This window comes from Phreatobacter sp. (assembly GCF_030691135.1).
Classification (GTDB): Bacteria; Pseudomonadota; Alphaproteobacteria; order Rhizobiales; family Phreatobacteraceae; genus Phreatobacter.
Genome location: NZ_JAUYFA010000019.1, coordinates 17,327 through 34,382, shown reverse-complemented (window position 1 = coordinate 34,382; position 17,056 = coordinate 17,327). Strand labels below are relative to the sequence as shown.

Here is a 17,056-nt window from a genome sequence, read left to right as displayed (position 1 = left end):
GCCGGCTTCAACGTCATCGCCAATGGCCTCGCCGGCTGGGACGTCCGCGGCTCGGCCGATGTCGACAATGACGGCTGGCGCGACGTCATCGTCCAGAACCTCGCCGATGGCACCACCTACTTCGCCGACATGAACAACGGCGTCTTCGGCGGCTTCGGCACGGTCTCAGGCGCGCTCGGCACGCAGTGGCTGGCGGTGGCGTGAACGGCACGCTCCAGGGAACCTGAGACCTTCGAAGGCGGCTGGTCGGCAGGCAAGGATCATTCTGCCCTTGTCCAGATCGTGCGTTCTGGTTGGCCCAGGTTCCCCCGGCGGGGCGTTCAGTCCCGGCAGAGTGACGCTCTTCAGCGGGCACAGACCCGGAAGTCGCTTCCCTCCCAGCATGCCCCGTCGCGGACCGAACGGCGAGCCGCGCCCCAGCGCGAATTGATGCCGTCGCGGGTCAATCCCCGCACTTCCGCCAGGCCAGGCTCGATGACCGAGATCGATACCATCAGGATCGACCCGAAAAGCGCGCCCTGACCGCCGCCGCGCGGCGACAGGGTGAAGGACCCGTCACGGCCGTTGGGGGCAAAATCGCAGGTCCGGTCGAGCACGACCCGTCCGGTCTGTTCGATCCGGCAGCCGACGTCACGGGCGGCCGCAGCGCCCGGCGCGACGAGGAGGGCGAGGGTGAGAAGGGCGGCGCGGGTCATGCGAATCTCCGAAGGGCTCCGACGCGTGGTCGCAAGGGCTTTGCCTCAGGACCGGCTCCGACATCAAGACGGCGGCTGCCGACGGACGCCGCCGCACCTTGCCGGCACCGCCAGCCCGGCGCCGCCCATGGGCGGCACGGCGCTGGAACCCGCAGCAGCAGCCGCGTCGAGGGACGTCGGATCGGTCCAGCCGCAGCCCTGCGTCCCTCAGGCTGCGGCGTGACGGGCCGTTCGCTGCCAGTAGTCGACGATCGCCCAGATCATCCCACGATAGCCGTCCAGCGAGGCCGGCTTCCTGAACATGGCGTTGGCGCCGAACTCGTAGGCACGGTCGACGGCCCGGGGCGAATCCGTGCCCGAAATGACGATCACCGGGATATGGCGCATGTGTTCGTCGCGGCGCAGCGATTTCAGGAAGTCGAACCCGTCCATGGCGCCGAGCTTCAGGTCGAGGATGATGATGTCGGGATCTTCCGGCAGGTGCGGATTGTCACCCCGCGCCTCGGCGAAATGCAGACGCGACAGGGCCTCCTCGGCGGAACTGAACGTCTCGAAGGCGCAATCGGGAATCCGTTCCTCGAAGAACTGCAGCATGAACCCGATGTCGTGAAGTTCGTCGTCAATGATCATGAGGCGGGTCAACTGCCGCATGCCAGGCTCCGGCTGCATCGGGGGAACTTTCAGCGAGGCTACTATGAAACGGAGGCGAAATGTCGGTACCCGAATACGGCCCCTTCCGACGTGCCCCCTTCGCCCACGGGCAGCAAAAAGCCGGCCTCGCTCCCGAAGGAACGAGGCCGGCTCATGAATTCACGAAAGACGGCTTATTCGCAGATGCGCACGCGGCGACGCTCCGGGCCGTAGGGGGTGTCGACCCAGCGACGCTCGATCCAGCACTCCCGCTCCCGGTAGCTCTCGCGCTGAGAGGCCGCTGCAGCGGCAGCGCCGCCGATGATCAGGGCCGCAGCGCCGAGGCCGATCGCCGCGCCGACATTGCCGCCGCCACGTCCGCCACGGAAGCCGGGACGTCCACCGACGCCGGGACGTCCAGCGAAGCCTGGGCGGGGGCCACGAAAGCCAGGGCCGCCGCGGCGGAAGCCGTCGCCGCGACGCTGCATTTCGACCGGCGAGTGTGTGGCGTCGAGGGACGAGAAAGGCGCGACGTCGATGAGCGACGCGGCGCGCGCGGCCGAGGACGGCATGCCGAAGGTCAGGCCGGACGCGAGCATCGTCACGGCGAAGGATGCAGCCAGGCGGCTGCCTCGGAAGATGGTCATGTTGAACTCCACTACCTGGACGGACGTACCTCCGTCAGGGCCGACGCGACGGTCGCGCCTGAGGTGCGCCAGCACCTGCCCGCATGGGCAGTCAAACTCTGTCAGATTACGCAGAGAGACGCGAGCGATAAAAGGCCCCGCCGGGCGGAAAACACGAGCGCACCGGTGACGTTACACGGAAGGCAGGCAGCCTCCGCAAGTTGTGCGGCGCAGTATCGGCGTCGGACTGCGACGAGATCGCTGCGGCGACACATGCCGACCCGCGACCGGCGTCGGATCTTTGCCACGCCCAGCCTTGTGCCCATTGCCAACCGATGAGGAAGATTCTTCAATAGCGCAGTCAGGCTGAAGCCGGAGTCGGGAAGTGCTGCAGTCCGTTGTTTGTCGATCGACCCGTGCCTCACGCTGGTGGGCCATGGCCTCCGCGCTCGTTCTGGCGGGCTGTGCCTCGGCACCCTCCGGTCCGGCTATGCAGGCGCCGCCTCAGCCCTCCCGTGTCGCCGCAGCCTATCCGGTCACCGCCCTTGTCGGCTCTTGGGGCGTGGCGAGTTACCGCGAGGATCGCGACAGGTCTCGAACGGAATCCATGGCGCGCCAGCATTGTCGTCTGCCCTATGTGGTCGCCAGAGGCCCGACGGACGGCGTGATGATGCATGTCGCGGACGATGCCAAGCTCTACGAGTTGACCCTCAAGGGGACTGCCGACGGCAAGACCTATCTCGGCTTCGACGCTCCGCCCGGCCATCCGCAGGACCGCGAAATCCTGTCCCTGACGGACAACCTCATCATCATGCGGTTCGTCGCTCCCGACATCCACGCCCGCTACGGCACCTTCGTCTATGTCCGCTGCCCGGGCAGCGGCGCCACCACAGCCCGCTGATCCCCGCGCCCGAAATTCTTGAAAGCCCCGCCATGATCGCGCGCCTGTTTCGACGTTCGACTCCCAGCCGCGGCATTATCCTCGCGGCCCTTATTGCCGTCATTCCGGCGGCTGCCCTGGCGCAGGCCGCATCGCCCGCCGCCATGCGCGAGACCCTGACGATCGGCGACGAGCCCGGCCGCGTCTCCACCGAAGAGGCGGTCATCCGCGAGGGGCCGTTCGCCCGCCAGCTCGTGTTCTTCCGGTCTCATGATCCGGTGGGCACACTCGTCGTCCACACGTCCGAGCGCTTTCTCTATGTCGTTCTCGGCAACAACCGGGCACTGCGCTACGGGATCGGCGTCGGCCGCGAGGGGTTCACGTGGTCCGGGCTGGTGCGCATCACGCGCAAGGCGGAATGGCCCGACTGGACCCCGCCGCCGGAAATGATCCAGCGCCAGCCTTATCTGCCGCGCTTCATGGCCGGCGGCCCCGGCAATCCGATGGGAGCGCGCGCGCTCTATCTCGGATCCACCGTCTATCGGATCCACGGCACCAACCAGCCGGAAACGATCGGCCACGCCGTCTCGTCTGGCTGTTTCCGCTTGGCCAACGGCGATGTCATCGACCTCTATTCGAGGGTTCCCGTGGGGTCGAAGGTGGTGATCCGTCATGCTGCCGCACTCTGATTGCCGCTTGGGCTCGACTGTGGACGCCGAAAGGAGCGCGTCATGACTTATCGATCCGGCCCGATTTCGGGCCCGCTGTCCGGCTTCATTTCCGGCCGCCTCGCGGTCTTGGCGGCAGCCGCGGTCCTGCTTGTCGCGACGATGCTTCCGGGGGGCGCCGCCACGCTCGATACCGTGAAGCAGCGCGGCAGCGTCAATTGCGGCGTCAGCCAGGGATTGGCCGGTTTCTCCGATCGTCGAGCGGACGGTGGCTGGACGGGCTTCGACGTCGATTTCTGCAAGGCGCTCGCCGCGGCGATCCTCGGCGATGCGAGCAAGGTCACCTATGTGCCGCTGTCGGCCACCGAGCGTTTCGAGGCGCTGTCGGCGGGCCGCATCGACGTGCTTTCGCGCAATTCCACGTGGACGCTGGAGCGTGAAGCCGGGCTCCGCCTGCTCTTTGCCGGCATCACCTTTCATGACGGTCAGGGCTTCATGGTCCTGCGCAGACCGGCCATCCTCTCGGCGCTTGAGCTCGATGGTGTGCCGGTCTGTGTCCAGGAGGGCACCACCAGTGCTCTCAATGTCGTCGACTATTTCCGCGCCAATTCCATGAGGTTGACGCTGCACACCCTGCGGACCGCTGCCGACGCCTTGAAGGCGCTCGATGAAGGCCGCTGTGATGTCCTGACCACCGACCAGTCGGCGCTTTTCGCCGAGCGGCTGAAACTCGCCAGGCCGGGCGAGGCCGTGATCCTGCCCGACGTCATCTCGAAGGAGCCGCTCGGCCCCGTCGTTCGCGCCGATGACGTCGCATGGTTCAACATCGTGAAGTGGGTCGGTCATGGGCTGGTCAACGCCGAGGAACTCGGTATCTCGACCACCACGCTTGACGAGGCTTTGCGATCGACGAAACCGGATGTGCGCCGCTTCGTTGGCGCAGAAGGCGATCTCGGTACCAAACTCGGCCTCGACAATGCTTTCGCCGTTCGCGCCGTGCGGGCCGTGGGCAACTATGCCGAGGTCTACGAGCGCAACGTCGGAGCCGCCTCGCGGCTTGCGATCCCGCGCGGCATGAATCAGCTCTGGTCGATGGGCGGCATTCTCTACGCGCCGCCCATGCGCTAGCCCGGGCGCCGCCCGCCGGCACAGGGTCGGGCAGAGGGACATCCTCGCAGGCGGCCCACCCGCCGTGTCCCCGACGGAGTGTCGCCACCGTCCCGGCGGTCTCGCCGCCGCCATGCGCAAGCCGGCGCTATGACGGGTCACGCGAGAAATGATATAGGCTCTGTCCGATCCTCGAGCCGGACGTCCGGTCGCGGTGCGCGAGCCTGCCTTGGCGGCGGTTCGGGGCGGGTCCAACGGGAGACGCGGTGATGGCAGCGGGAATGGCAAAGGCGGCATCGGTCGACTGGCAGGCCGCCGAGGACCTGTCCGCCGCGACCGTCGGTCTCGCCGACAAGGCGCGTGATGCCAGCAGGTTCCTCAAGGCGCTCGCCCATGAGAACCGCCTCGTTCTGCTCTGCCTTCTGTCGGAGAAGGAGCGCTCGGTCGGCGAACTGGAAACGATCCTCTCCCTGCGGCAGCCGACGGTGTCGCAGCAGCTCGCGCGCCTGCGCCTCGAGGGTTTCGTCTCGACCCGCCGCGACGGCAAGACGATCTACTACAGTCTCGCCAATGACGACGTGCGACGGGTCATCAGCGTCGTCCACGACATCTTCTGCGGAACCGCCGAGTCGAGTGGCGGCTGACGCCGGGGCTGCCGCCGCAACCGCTGCCGCAATGGTATAATCGCCACGGGTCGGTGCGAATCGGACGTGGCGGGGCGACGTGGACGGCGCAGTCAAGGAACGCTCGCTGGCGATCTACCTTGCCGCCTTCGCCGCGGCCCTGACCGTGCCCCTGCTTCTGCTCGCCGCCTTTCTCACCTGGCGCTACACCCAGGCGGAAGGCCGCCAGCTCGAGGCCGGTGCCCTGCAGCGCAGCGAGAACGTCGCGGCCGAGATCGACCGCCTTTTGTCCGCACGCCTCGCCATCCTGCGCGTTCTGGCGACATCGCCTGCCATCGATGCCGGCGATGTCGCCCGCTTCGACTCCCAGGCGCGCGAATTCGCCGCCATGGGGATCGACATCCGCCTGCGGCGTCTGGACGGGCAGTTGCTTGTCGATACCAGCGCGCCGCCGGGGAGCCCCTTGCCGAGCTGGTCAGTCATCGCCCCGATCGGCGACGCCATCACGGGCAAGGGGCCGGTCTTCTCCGACCTCTTCGTCAGCCGCGGCACCGCAACCTATGCGGTGGCCATCTTCCTGCCCGTCATCCGTGGCGGGGAGGTCGTCTCCGTCGTGTCCACGACCTTCAGCCCGGAGGTCTTCACCCGCATGATGGCCGATTTCGGGGTCGCCGCGCCCTTCTATGCGACCCTTGCCGATCGGGAGGGGCTGATCATCGCCCGCTCGTCCCGGCATGCCGAACTGATGGGCAGGCCCCTGCCGGCCTTCGACATGCTGACGGGGAGCGGCGGCACCTGGCGCGGCGTCAACCCCGACGGGGTCGAGGTTTCGGCCCTGTACAGCCGTCTGCCCTCCTCCGGCTGGCTCCTGTCGCTCGGTGTTGACGTCGTGGCCCTCGACCGGGCGCTCTGGCAGTCGCTGGGCTGGATGCTGCTGGTCGCGGTCGCCCTGATCGGCGTCGCGACCGTGATGGCGACCCTCATCGTCCGGCGCCTGGCGCGCGCCAACGCCACCATGACGGATGCCGCCGTCGCGATGGAGCGCGGTCAGCTGACAATGGTGCCGCGCACCGACGTCGCCGAGGTCAACAGGGTCGGCGAGGCTTTCGGCCGGGCCTCCGTCCGGCTCCACCTCCAGGCCTCGGCCCTCGCCCGTGCCAACCGCGAACTCGAGCAGCGCGTCGAGCAGCGCGGGCTCGAGTTGCGGGCCAGCGAGGAGCGCTATCGGCTGCTCGCCGAGAACGCCCGCGACATGATCCTGCTGCGCACTGTCGAGGGGCGCATCTTCTACGCCTCGCCCTCGGCGCACCGGCTTCTCGGCTACACCGCTGACGAACTGATGGAGGCGCGACCCGTCACCCTCGTCCATCCGGACGACTGGGCGCGGGTCGAGGCGATCATCCGGGCCCTCGGCGAGGGCCGCGACCTCGGTTTCAGCATCCACCGGCTGCGCCACAAGGAGGGACACTGGGTCTGGATCCAGGCCGCCTACAGCCGCATCGACGGCGTCGGTCCGGACGAGCCGAACATTATGGTCGTGGTCCGCGACGATACCGAGCGGCAGGACCAGGAGACCAAGCTCCGGCAGACCAATGAGGCGCTGCGCCAGTTCTCCGCCATCGTGTCGCATGACCTGCAGGCGCCGCTGCGCCACATCAACATGTTCTCCGACATGCTGAAGGCGAAGATCGGCGATGCTGATGCCGAGGCCGCCGGCTATGCGTCCAACATCATGGCCAGCGTCGAGCGCATGCAGCGCCTCATCCGCAGCCTGATCGCCTATACGCAGGTCGCCTATGCCCTGGTCAAGCGCGAGGAGGTCGATCTCGGCGCCGTGGTCCGCGAGGCCGTCGCCCTGCTCGATGCCGACATCACCGCCGCCGGCGCCAGCATCAAGGTCTTCAACCTGCCGCAGGTCGAGGGCGACAGCGACCTGCTGGCGCGGCTGTTCCAGAACCTCGTCGGCAATGCCGTCAAGTATCGCGGCGAGGAGCCGCTGGTCGTCAAGATCCGCGCCCGTCCAGCCGGCCGGATGTGGGAGATCAGCGTCGAGGACAACGGCATCGGCATCGACCCGCTCTACAGCGAACGGATCTTCGAGATTTTCCGACGCCTGCACCGCGACGAGAGCCGCTATCCCGGCCTTGGCCTCGGCCTCGCCCTGTGCCGCCGCATCGTCGAAAGCCACGGCGGTGAAATCTGGCTCGACAAGGACTGGCCGAAAGGCGCACGCTTCCAGCTCACGCTGCCCCGACAGCGGGACAACAAGAACCGCCCAGAAGGAGGAGACGATGCGCGATCCATGCCGGAAACTCCTGATCGTTGACGACGATCCGAACGAGGTCCTCTTCCTGCGCAACGCCTTCGCCGGGGCGGCCGACCCTCTGGAGATCAGGCATGCCGACAGCGGCGAGGCAGCACTCGCCGAGATACCGCGCTTCAATCCCGATCTGGTCCTGCTTGATCTCAACATGCCCGGCATGGACGGCCACGACGTGCTCCTGCAGATCCGCAGCGACGAGGTCACCCGCGGCCTGCCGACCCTGATCTTCTCGTCATCGGAAAGCAGTGCCGACATCCGGCGCTGCTACCGCGACCATGCCAACGCCTATGTCGTCAAGCCGCGCTCCTCCGACGGCTACCGGGCGCTCGCCGAGAACATCCAGCGGTTCTGGTACGATACCGCCCGGCTGTGAGACATGTGGGACAGGCCGATGGTCGTCGCCCCGCCGGGCCGCCCACCCTCGCCGTCCGACAGGCTTGAACGGGACGATCCAAGGGCGCTAGATCGCATCGCCATGAAGACACAGAACGCACCCCGCCCCGATCCCTCGCCCATGCCACCCGACCTGTCCGACCGCAAGATCCGGGCCCGGTCCTGGTTCGAGAGCCTGCGCGACGACATCTGCACACGTTTCGAGGCGCTGGAGGATGATCTGCCCGGCTCGACGGCGCCGGCAGCGCGGTTCAAGCGCAAGCCCTGGACGCGGACCGACCATACCGGCGCCGATGGCGGCGGCGGCGTCATGAGCATGATGGCCGGCCGCGTCTTCGAGAAGGTCGGCGTCCACTGTTCGAGCGTCTACGGCGAATTCGCCCCCGAGTTCCGCGGCCAGATTCCCGGCGCCGCCGAGGATCCCCGCTTCTTCGCTACCGGCATCTCACTGATCGCCCATCCGGTGAACCCGAACGTGCCGGCCGTGCATATGAACACCCGCCTCGTCGTCACCAGCCGCATGTGGTTCGGCGGCGGCGCCGACCTGACGCCCGTCCTCGACCGCCGGCGCACCCAGACCGATCCCGACACGCTCGCCTTCCATGCCGCCATGCAGGGGGCCTGCGACGGCCACGGGGTTGCCGACTACGCCCGCTACAAGGCCTGGTGCGAGGACTATTTCTACCTGCCGCACCGCAAGGAGCCGCGCGGCATCGGCGGCATCTTCTACGACTATCTCGACAGCGGCGACCGCGACGCCGACTTCGCCTTCACCCAGGACGTCGGCCGCGCCTTCGCCGACATCTATCCGGCCCTGGTGCGGCAGAACTTCGCCACGCCCTGGACGGAGGCCGACCGCGAAGAACAGCTCGTCCGCCGCGGCCGCTATGTCGAGTTCAACCTGCTGCACGACCGCGGCACCGTCTTCGGCCTGAAGACCGGCGGCAATGTCGAGAGCATCCTGTCGTCCCTGCCGCCGGTGGTGAAATGGCCATGAATGATCCAGGCGCACAGCGGAAGGCCGCCGCCGGGCCGAGGACCGGCGGCGAGGCGATCGTCGCCGGACTGATCGCCAACGGGGTCGACACGGTCTTCGGCCTGCCGGGCGCCCAGATGTATCCGCTCTTCGACGCGCTGGCCCGCAATACCGACCGTATCCGCACCGTCGGTGCCCGCCACGAGCAGGCCTGCGGTTACATGGCCTTCGGCTACGGCCGCTCGACCGGCAGGCCCGGCGTCTATTCGGTCGTGCCGGGGCCGGGGGTCCTGAACACCACCGCCGCGCTCGCCACCGGCTGGGGCTGCAACACGCCGATGGTCTGCCTCACCGGGCAGATCCCTTCCGGTTTCATCGGCAAGCGGCGCGGCCATCTGCACGAGATCCCCGACCAGCTCGGCACCCTCAAGTCGCTGGTCAAATGGGCCGCCCGCATCGAGCGCCCCGCCGATGCGCCGGCCCTCGTCGCCGAGGCCTTCCGCCAGGCGCAGTCCGGCCGGCCCGGCCCGGTGGCGCTCGAAATGGCCTGGGACGTCATGGCCGGCGCCGAGGACGTGCCGGCGGCAGCAGGGGCGGTTCTCGACATGCCGCCGAAGCCCGATCCGCTGGCGGTTTCCCATGCCGCCAATCTCATCCGCGCCGCCCGCTGTCCGATCATCATGACCGGATCGGGGGCGCAGGATGCCGGCCCGGCCATCGCCCGCCTCGCCGAACGCATCGGCGCGCCGGTGGCGGCCTTCCGCGGCGGCCGCGGCGTCGTCGACGAGGCCGGCCCCTGGGGCCTGTCCTCCTATGCCGCCTTCCGGCTCTACGGTGAGTGCGATCTCGTCATCGGCATCGGCACGCGGCTCGAAATGCCGACCATGCGCTGGGCCAACATGATGCAGGTGACGACCCGCCTCGACGGCGGCCGCTCGCTCATCCGCATCGACATCGACCCCGACGAGATGGCGCGGCTCGAGGCCGATGCCGGCATCGTCGCCGACAGCGGCGAGGGCGTCTTGGCGCTGCTCGACGCCCTCGCCGGCCATCGCGCCGTCGACAACCGGGAGCGCATCGCGGCGGCCCGGGCCGAGGCTGCCGCCGAGATCCGCGTCGTCCAGCCGGAGATCGACTATCTCGACGTCATCCGCGACGTCGTTCCCGCCGACGGGCTGCTGGTCGAGGAACTCTGTCAGGTCGGCTTCGCCAGCTATTTCGGCTATCCCGTCCACCGGCCCCGGACCTATGTCTCGACCGGCTTCCAGGGCACGCTCGGCTACGGCTTCCCGACGGCGCTGGGCGTCAAGGTGGCCCATCCCGACAAGCCCGTGGTGGCGATCACCGGCGACGGCGGCTTCATGTTCGGCGTGCAGGAGCTGGCCACCGCGGCGCAATACGGCATCGGCCTGGTCACGGTGCTCTTCAACAACGAGGCCTATGGCAATGTCCGCCGCGATCAGGAAACCCGCTACGGCAACCGGCTGATCGGCGCCGATCTGGTCAATCCGGATTTTCCGGCTCTGGCGAAGGCCTTCGGCATCGACACCGCCAGAGTGGCGTCGCCGGCCGAACTGCGGCCCGTTCTCGCCAGGGCGCTGCTGACGGCGTCCGCATCGGGGCGCCCGGTGCTGATCGAAGTCAGGCTGCAGCGCGGATCTGAGGCCTCGCCCTGGCCCTTCATCCATCCGGTCAAGGCCTATTGAGCGGCGCCTTGCGCCGACCAGGTGCAGGCTTCGAGGCTCGCCGGAGAGTACGATATCAATTAAAATTCCTACGATAGGAAAATTATCGTTGACACGGCGGGGCGACGTTGATAGGTTGGCCCCGTCGTGCAGTGATGAGCGCAATGACAGGGAACGGGAGGGGATCATGGATCGCAGGCATTTCATTGCGGGTGCGGCGCTGGCGCCCTTCGCGGCAGGGGCCTCCCGTGCCCAGTCCGGCCCGCTGCGCTTCGTCTTTCCCTTCGCCGCCGGCGGGGCAGGGGACGCCCTGACCCGCATCGTCGCCGACGAGGTCGGGCGGGCGCTGAACGACACGGCCATCGTCGAGGCGCGGCCGGGCGCCGGCGGCCAGATCGGCACTCAGGCGGTGCTCAACGCACCGGCCGACGGACGGACCTTCCTGCTGACGCCGGTGGCGCCGATCATCATCCACCCGATCATCTTCCCGCAACTGCCCTACGACCCCTTCCGCGACCTCGCGCCGATCAGCCTCGTCACCACCTTCGATTTCGCCCTGGCCATCAATCCGGACACGCCGGCGAAGACGCTGACGGAACTGGTCGCCTGGATGAAACAGGATCCGCGGCGGACCACCTACGGCTCGCCGGGCGTCGGCAACCTGCCGCATTTCTTCGGGGCGCTGATGGCCGAGAAGATCGGCGTGCCGATGCAGCATGCGCCCTATCGCGGCTCGGCGCCGGCCCTCAACGACCTGCTCGGCGGCCAGGTGCCGATGGTCATGACGACGACCTCCGACGTCACGGAACTGGCGCGGGCCGGTCGTATCCGGGTTCTGGCGGTCTCGGGCCGCGAGCGCTCGCCCTTCCTGCCCGAGGTGCCGACCTTCTCCGAAGCCGGTATCCCGATCGTCGGCAGCGCCTGGTACGCGCTCTACACGAAGGCTGGGGCGCCGGCCGAGACGATCGCCCGGGTCGGGCGCGCCACCATGGCGGCGATGCGCGATGCCGGCGTGAAGGAGAAGGTGCTCCGCCTCTCCATGGTGCCGGCCGGCTCGACGCCGGAGGAACTCGCCCGCATCCAGAAGGAAGACCACGAGGCCTGGACACCGGCGGTGAAGGCCTCTGGTTTCAGGCCGTCCTAGAAGAATTTGCCCCACCCTTACCCTCCCCTCTGCCGAGGGGAGGGGGACTTCGACGCCTCGTCCTTGCCGATCGGTCGCGCCTGGCTCGGCCGCGGGCAGAATGTCGCGACGCGGTAGCACCCCTCTCCTCGCGCCAGCGAGGGGAGGGTAAGGGTGGGGCCTTCGGAGATCGCGCGAAGCCCAGACGGAACGACTTCACATGCCCCACGCCGCCAAGAACGTCCTCTTCATCATGTGCGACCAGCTCCGGTTCGACTACCTGAGCTGCTACGGGCATCCGACCCTGCAGACCCCGAATATCGACGCGCTCGCCGCCCGCGGCGTGCGCTTCACGCGGGCCTATGTGCAGTCGCCGGTCTGCGGCCCGTCGCGGATGAGCACCTATACCGGCCGCTACATGCGCTCCCACGGCTCCAACTGGAACAATTTCCCCCTGCGCATCGGCGAGCCGACCCTCGGCCAGCATCTGAAGGCTCTCGGCGTGCGCAACGTCCTCGTCGGCAAGACCCATATGACCGCCGACGACGAGGGCATGGAGCGCCTCGGCATCCCGAAGGGCTCGGTGATCGGGGTCGAGGCGGCGCAATGCGGCTTCGAGCCCTATGAGCGCGACGACGGCCTGCACCCCTCGCGCCCCGGCGCAGCCCGACCGGCCTATGACAAATACCTCGAGGACCACGGCTTCCCGGCCGGCAATCCCTGGGAGGATCGCGCCAATTCCGGCATCGGTCCCGACGGCGAGAAGCAGAACGGCTGGCTGCTCGCCCATGCCGACAAGGAAGCCAACATCCCCGAGGAGCACTCCGAGACGCCTTACATGACCCGCCGGGCCATGGACTTCATCCGCGAGGCCGGGGATGACGGCCGCCCCTGGTGCCTGCATCTCTCCTATATCAAGCCGCACTGGCCCTATATCGCGCCGGCGCCCTACCACGACATGTTCGGCGAGGACGACGTCCAGCCGGCGATCCGCTCGGATCTGGAGCGGCAGAACCCGCACCCGGTCTATGGCGCCTTCATGGACATGCGGGTGTCGCGCAACTTCTCCCGCGAGGAGGTGCGCCGCCGCGTCATCCCCGCTTACATGGGTCTGATCAAGCAGATCGATGACCAGCTCGGCGTCCTGTTCAAGTTTCTCGACGACGAGGGCCTGACCGACAAGACCATGATCGTCTTCACCGCCGACCACGGCGACTATCTCGGCGACCACTGGCTCGGCGAGAAGGACCTCTTCCACGAGGTTTCGGTGAAGGTGCCGCTCATCGTCGTCGACCCCTCGCCGGAGGCCGACGCGGCCCGCGGCACGGTCTGCGACGCCCTTGTCGAGGCCATCGATCTCGCGCCGACCTTCATCGAGCATTTCGGCGGCAGGGTGCCGCGCCACATCATCGAGGGCCGCTCGCTCAAACCCCTGCTCGCTGGCAGGACGCCGCCGGCCTGGCGGCAGGTGGCGATCTCCGAATACGACTATTCCATGCTCGACTCGCGCCGCACGCTCGGCCGCGCCCCGGACGAATGCCGCCTCTTCATGGTCTTTGACGGGCGCTTCAAGTATGTCCACGCGCCGGGCTTCCGGCCCATGCTCTGGGACCTTGCGACCGACCCGAACGAATATCGCGACCTCGGCGACGACCCGGACTTTGCCGCCGAGCGCGAAAGGCTGAAGGAACATCTCCTCGCCTGGGCCCTGACCGACCACAACCGCATCACCATGCCCGACGCCGCGATCGAGACCTATGGCCCCGGGAGGCAGATGCGCGGTGGCATCCTCATCGGCTACTGGGACGAGAAGGAAGTGGCGGAGGCCCGCAAGGCCTACGGCATCGACTGAACGTCGCATCTTCGCCCTGCGCCGGACTTGGCGCTTGCCAAGCGTCGCGCCGCGAGGCTCCAATGCCGGCCCGCAGACCAGAGACGCGATTGTCGTGAGCCTGAACCTCGAACCCCATCCGCTGCGCCGGCAGGTCCTCGACGAACTGCATGCCCGGCCATTCCAGCTGGTCGAGACGCCGCGCCGCATCCTGCTGCACGCCTTCGCCACCGCCGAGCTGCCGGCCGCGACGGAGCGCGGCGCGCTCTCCGCCTGGTGCAGCGCAACCGGTGCGGCCCGGCCCGACGAGGGCGCCAACTTCCACCGCGCCGTCTTCCCCACCGCCCGTCTGCGCTGGGAGCGTCACAGCGAATTCTCCACCTATGGCTGGGACGTGCCGGCGCCGGGCGACGAGCCCTTCCACTGGCCGTTGCCGCAGCCGACCCCGGTCGGCAGCTCGGTCGCGGCGCCAGGGCCGCTTCTCGTCGCCATCGACCTGGCGCTGATGCGGGAGGAGACGCTGAAGCCGGACTGGCAGGGCCTCTTCGATCCCGCCTCGCTGTGCATCTCCACCTTCAATGACGGGGCGGCGCTGATCGCCACCGATTTCCGCCAGGATGCGCGCGGCTTCACCCGCATTCTCGTCGTCGACCGGTCGCTGACCCCGGCCGCCGCCGGCGCGCTGGTGCAGCGGCTGCTGGAGGTCGAGACCTATCGCTGCTTCGCGCTGCTCGGCCTGCCGGAAGCGCAGCGCATGGGCCCCATCATCGGCCGGATCGAACGGGAACTCGTGGCCGTCGCCGGCCGGATGAAGACGGCGACGGGCCTCGAAAGCAATGCCGCGCTGCTCGACACGCTGGTCGCCCAGGCCGCCGAGCTCGAGGCCGAAGCCGCCCTGTCGAGTTTCCGCTTCGGTGCGACACGGGCCTATGAGGCGCTGGTCCGCTCCCGCCTCGCCATCATCGGCGAGACGCCGGTCGACGGCCATTCGACATGGGCGGCCTTCCTCGACCGCCGCTTCGCCCCCGCCATGCGCACCTGCCAGACCGCCGCCGACCGCCAGGCCGAGCTGTCGCAGAAGCTCACCCGCGCCGCCAATCTGCTGCGCACACGCGTCGACATCGCCCTCGAACAGCAGAACCGCACCTTGCTGGAGACCATGTCCGAGCGCGGCCGGCTGCAGCTGCGCCTGCAGCAGACGGTGGAGGGCCTGTCCATCGCCGCCGTCTCCTATTACGTGCTCGGCCTGCTCGGCTACCTGTTCAAGGGCGGCAAGGATTCCGGTGTCCTGCCGTTCGAGCCGACGGTGGCGACCGCCGCGGTCCTGCCCTTCGTGGTGCTGGTCATGGCCCTGGTCGTCAGGCGGATCCGCACCCGCGAGGACTGATGGCATGGCAGGCCCTGCCGCCGCCGCCGTTCCCGCGGCGGCCTCGACGCGCTAGACCTCTCGCCCCGCACCCTGAGGACAGCCCCATGGACACCGTGAAGCTCGGCCGCACCGGCCTCGACGTCTCCCGCCTCTGCCTCGGCTGCATGACCTATGGCGCCCCCGACATGGGCGCCCATCCCTGGTCGATGGGCGAGACCGAGAGCCGGCCCTTCATCAAGCGGGCGCTGGACCTCGGCATCAATTTCTTCGACACGGCCAATGTCTATTCCCTCGGCTCCAGCGAGGAGATCGTCGGCAAGGCGCTGAAGGACATGGCGCGGCGCGACGACATCGTCATCGCCACCAAGGTCTTCAACCGCATGCGCCCGGGGCCCAACGGCGCCGGCCTGTCGCGCAAGGCGATCATGACCGAGATCGACCATTCGCTGCGCCGGCTCGGCACCGACTATATCGACCTCTACCAGATCCACCGCTTCGACTACGACACGCCGATCGAGGAGACGCTGGAGGCGCTCCACGACGTCGTGAAGGCCGGCAAGGCGCGCTACATCGGCGCCTCGTCGATGAGCGCCTGGCGCTTCATGAAGATGCTGAAGACCTCCGAGGCCCATGGCTGGACGCGCTTCGCGACCATGCAGAACTATGTGAACCTGCTCTACCGCGAGGAGGAGCGCGAGATGCTCCCCCTCTGCCGCGAGGAGGGCATCGGCGTCATCCCCTGGAGCCCGCTGGCCCGCGGCCGCCTCACCCGCGACTGGGAGGAGGGCAGCGCCCGCGCCGAGACCGACGATTTCGGCAAGACGCTCTATGCGGCTACGGCGGATGCCGACCGCAAGGTGGTGGAGGCGGTGGCGAAGGTCGCCAAGGCCCGCGGCATTCCGCGGGCGCAGGTGGCTCTCGCCTGGGTGCTGCAGAAGCCCGGCATCACCGCGCCCATCGTCGGGGCCAGCAAGATGGGCCATCTCGACGATGCCGTGGCGGCGCTCAAGGTGAAGCTGACGGCTGAGGAGATCGCGGCGATGGAGGCGGCCTACGTGCCGCACGCGGTGGTGGGATTCAAATAGGGGACGGAGGCGCGACGGGCGTCGCTCTCCAGCTCTCGCACCCACCTTTCCGTCATGCCCGCCCTTGTGGCGGGCATCCACGACTTGAACGCCGCACTTCGAAAGGAATTCGTGGATGCCCGGGCCATGCCCGGGCATGACGCGGGGAGGGCGATGTGAGCCTTCGGGCGGCCGTGCAGCCCATCGCGAACGACAGCCCGCCGCCTCCCTCACCGGATCGGCGAGAACCGCGTCGGCCGGAGGAAGCGCACGTGCTGGGTCTCGACCAGGCCCTTCACCTTCGCCAGGTAATCCTGCCAGCGCGGATCGGCCATCATCCGGTCGCGGCGGACGAGCCTGTCGTCGAGGCTCTCGTACGACCACCAGGCCACCACGTGGTTGAGCTCCGCCGTCTCCGAGGTGAAGTAGCCGTGGAAGGTGCCGAGCAGCTCTTTCTGGATCGGCAGGCCGTGCTCCTCGTAGAGCCCGACGAATTCCGCCACGTGGCCGGTCTTGATGCGGTAGTCGCGCTCCTCGACGATCATGGTCCTATCCCTTCGGATTATGTGACGGATCCGCCCAGCCGAAGACGGTGCGCTTCTCGATTTCGGCGACGTCGGCCGGGCGCGGGAAAGGCTCCGGCGCCGGCTGTCCCGGCACCCGCTCGCGGCCGATGGCGGCGAAGAAGTCCTCGAGCCCGCCGGGCATCAGGAACCAGACGAAGCTCATCGGCTCCGGCCCGGGATTGACGAAGCCGTGCTTGCGGTCGCCGCCGATGAATACCGTCGAGCCGGCCTCCATCGGGATATCCTCGCCGTCGATGCGCGCGAAGCCGCGACCGCTGGTGAGGTGGATGACCTCCTCGTGGCGGTCATGGGTGTGCTCGCGGATATGGCACCCCGGCGCCACGGTCTGCGTCCCCATGGCGAAGCGGCTTTCCGAGGTGACCGTCTTCGGGTTGAGGATGCAGCGCACGAAGCCGTTGGCCGGCACGGGCTGCCAGTAGGAGGGGCTCTCCTCCGGGCCGAAGACCTTCACCTCGCCGGGCACGGGTGCGCTCATG

The 17,056-nt window shown here is 68.4% G+C and carries 18 protein-coding genes; 13 read left to right on the top strand and 5 right to left on the bottom strand.

The genetic code is table 11. The features are described from left to right. On the top strand, positions 1 to 204 hold a 204-nt coding region (locus Q8O26_RS03360; protein ID WP_305573468.1), incomplete at its 5' end, for a hypothetical protein. Positions 205 to 344: 140 nt separating this feature from the next. Here Q8O26_RS03360 and Q8O26_RS03355 read toward each other — a convergent pair. The 3 genes from Q8O26_RS03355 to Q8O26_RS03345 form a co-directional block, all read right to left on the bottom strand. Beyond that, positions 345 to 695, bottom strand: a complete 351-nt coding sequence (locus Q8O26_RS03355; protein ID WP_305573466.1) for a hypothetical protein — start codon at positions 693 to 695, stop codon at positions 345 to 347. 207 nt (positions 696 to 902) lie between these two features. Next, on the bottom strand, positions 903 to 1,346 hold the full coding sequence (locus tag Q8O26_RS03350; RefSeq protein WP_305573464.1) for a response regulator: 444 nt from the start codon (positions 1,344 to 1,346) through the stop codon (positions 903 to 905). A 173-nt stretch (positions 1,347 to 1,519) separates the two neighbouring features. After that, a complete protein-coding gene (locus Q8O26_RS03345; RefSeq protein ID WP_305573463.1) occupies positions 1,520 to 1,972 on the bottom strand; it encodes a hypothetical protein in 453 nt (150 codons plus the stop codon). Positions 1,973 to 2,387: 415 nt separating this feature from the next. Between Q8O26_RS03345 and Q8O26_RS03340 the strand changes: the two genes are divergently transcribed. The 12 genes from Q8O26_RS03340 to Q8O26_RS03285 all read left to right on the top strand — a co-directional run bounded on the left by Q8O26_RS03340 (position 2,388) and on the right by Q8O26_RS03285 (position 16,014). After that, entirely contained in the window at positions 2,388 to 2,852 is a 465-nt protein-coding gene (locus tag Q8O26_RS03340; RefSeq protein WP_305573461.1) for a hypothetical protein, read from the top strand. Positions 2,853 to 2,884: 32 nt separating this feature from the next. Then, a complete protein-coding gene (locus tag Q8O26_RS03335; RefSeq protein ID WP_305573459.1) occupies positions 2,885 to 3,520 on the top strand; it encodes a L,D-transpeptidase in 636 nt (211 codons plus the stop codon). 42 nt (positions 3,521 to 3,562) lie between these two features. Then, positions 3,563 to 4,627 carry an amino acid ABC transporter substrate-binding protein gene (locus tag Q8O26_RS03330; protein ID WP_305573457.1) on the top strand — a complete coding sequence of 355 codons (1,065 nt, stop codon included), beginning with the start codon at positions 3,563 to 3,565 and terminating at the stop codon, positions 4,625 to 4,627. A 248-nt stretch (positions 4,628 to 4,875) separates the two neighbouring features. Continuing rightward, on the top strand, positions 4,876 to 5,250 hold the full coding sequence (locus Q8O26_RS03325) for a helix-turn-helix transcriptional regulator (protein ID WP_305573455.1): 375 nt from the start codon (positions 4,876 to 4,878) through the stop codon (positions 5,248 to 5,250). A gap of 79 nt (positions 5,251 to 5,329) precedes the next feature. Continuing rightward, complete coding sequence (locus tag Q8O26_RS03320; RefSeq protein WP_305573453.1) at positions 5,330 to 7,555, top strand: ATP-binding protein; 2,226 nt, start codon at positions 5,330 to 5,332, stop codon at positions 7,553 to 7,555. Beyond that, positions 7,521 to 7,925: a response regulator gene (locus Q8O26_RS03315; protein ID WP_305573451.1), complete on the top strand. Its 405-nt coding sequence runs from the start codon at positions 7,521 to 7,523 to the stop codon at positions 7,923 to 7,925. Before Q8O26_RS03320 ends, Q8O26_RS03315 begins: the two co-directional genes overlap by 35 nt. Positions 7,926 to 8,027: 102 nt before the next feature. Beyond that, positions 8,028 to 8,942, top strand: coding sequence for an oxygen-dependent coproporphyrinogen oxidase (hemF, locus tag Q8O26_RS03310; RefSeq protein ID WP_305573449.1), 915 nt, complete (start codon positions 8,028 to 8,030; stop codon positions 8,940 to 8,942). Further along, entirely contained in the window at positions 8,939 to 10,627 is a 1,689-nt protein-coding gene (locus tag Q8O26_RS03305) for a thiamine pyrophosphate-dependent enzyme (protein WP_305573447.1), read from the top strand. Before hemF ends, Q8O26_RS03305 begins: the two co-directional genes overlap by 4 nt. A 166-nt stretch (positions 10,628 to 10,793) precedes the next feature. After that, positions 10,794 to 11,750 carry a tripartite tricarboxylate transporter substrate-binding protein gene (locus Q8O26_RS03300; RefSeq protein ID WP_305573445.1) on the top strand — a complete coding sequence of 319 codons (957 nt, stop codon included), beginning with the start codon at positions 10,794 to 10,796 and terminating at the stop codon, positions 11,748 to 11,750. 199 nt (positions 11,751 to 11,949) lie between these two features. Then, positions 11,950 to 13,581 (top strand): alkaline phosphatase family protein, encoded by a 1,632-nt coding sequence (locus tag Q8O26_RS03295; RefSeq protein ID WP_305573443.1) that lies wholly within the window; start codon positions 11,950 to 11,952, stop codon positions 13,579 to 13,581. A gap of 94 nt (positions 13,582 to 13,675) precedes the next feature. Next, positions 13,676 to 14,947: a DUF3422 family protein gene (locus tag Q8O26_RS03290; protein ID WP_371134430.1), complete on the top strand. Its 1,272-nt coding sequence runs from the start codon at positions 13,676 to 13,678 to the stop codon at positions 14,945 to 14,947. 86 nt (positions 14,948 to 15,033) lie between these two features. After that, positions 15,034 to 16,014 (top strand): aldo/keto reductase, encoded by a 981-nt coding sequence (locus Q8O26_RS03285; RefSeq protein ID WP_305573441.1) that lies wholly within the window; start codon positions 15,034 to 15,036, stop codon positions 16,012 to 16,014. Between the two features lie 209 nt (positions 16,015 to 16,223). Here the strand turns inward: Q8O26_RS03285 and Q8O26_RS03280 are convergent, their stop codons facing one another. Beyond that, the gene (locus Q8O26_RS03280; RefSeq protein WP_305573439.1) at positions 16,224 to 16,538 is read right to left on the bottom strand and encodes an NIPSNAP family protein; all 315 of its coding nucleotides are present in this window, start codon (positions 16,536 to 16,538) and stop codon (positions 16,224 to 16,226) included. A gap of 4 nt (positions 16,539 to 16,542) precedes the next feature. After that, on the bottom strand, positions 16,543 to 17,055 hold the full coding sequence (locus Q8O26_RS03275; RefSeq protein WP_305573437.1) for a cupin domain-containing protein: 513 nt from the start codon (positions 17,053 to 17,055) through the stop codon (positions 16,543 to 16,545). Between the last annotated feature and the right edge of the window lies 1 nt (position 17,056).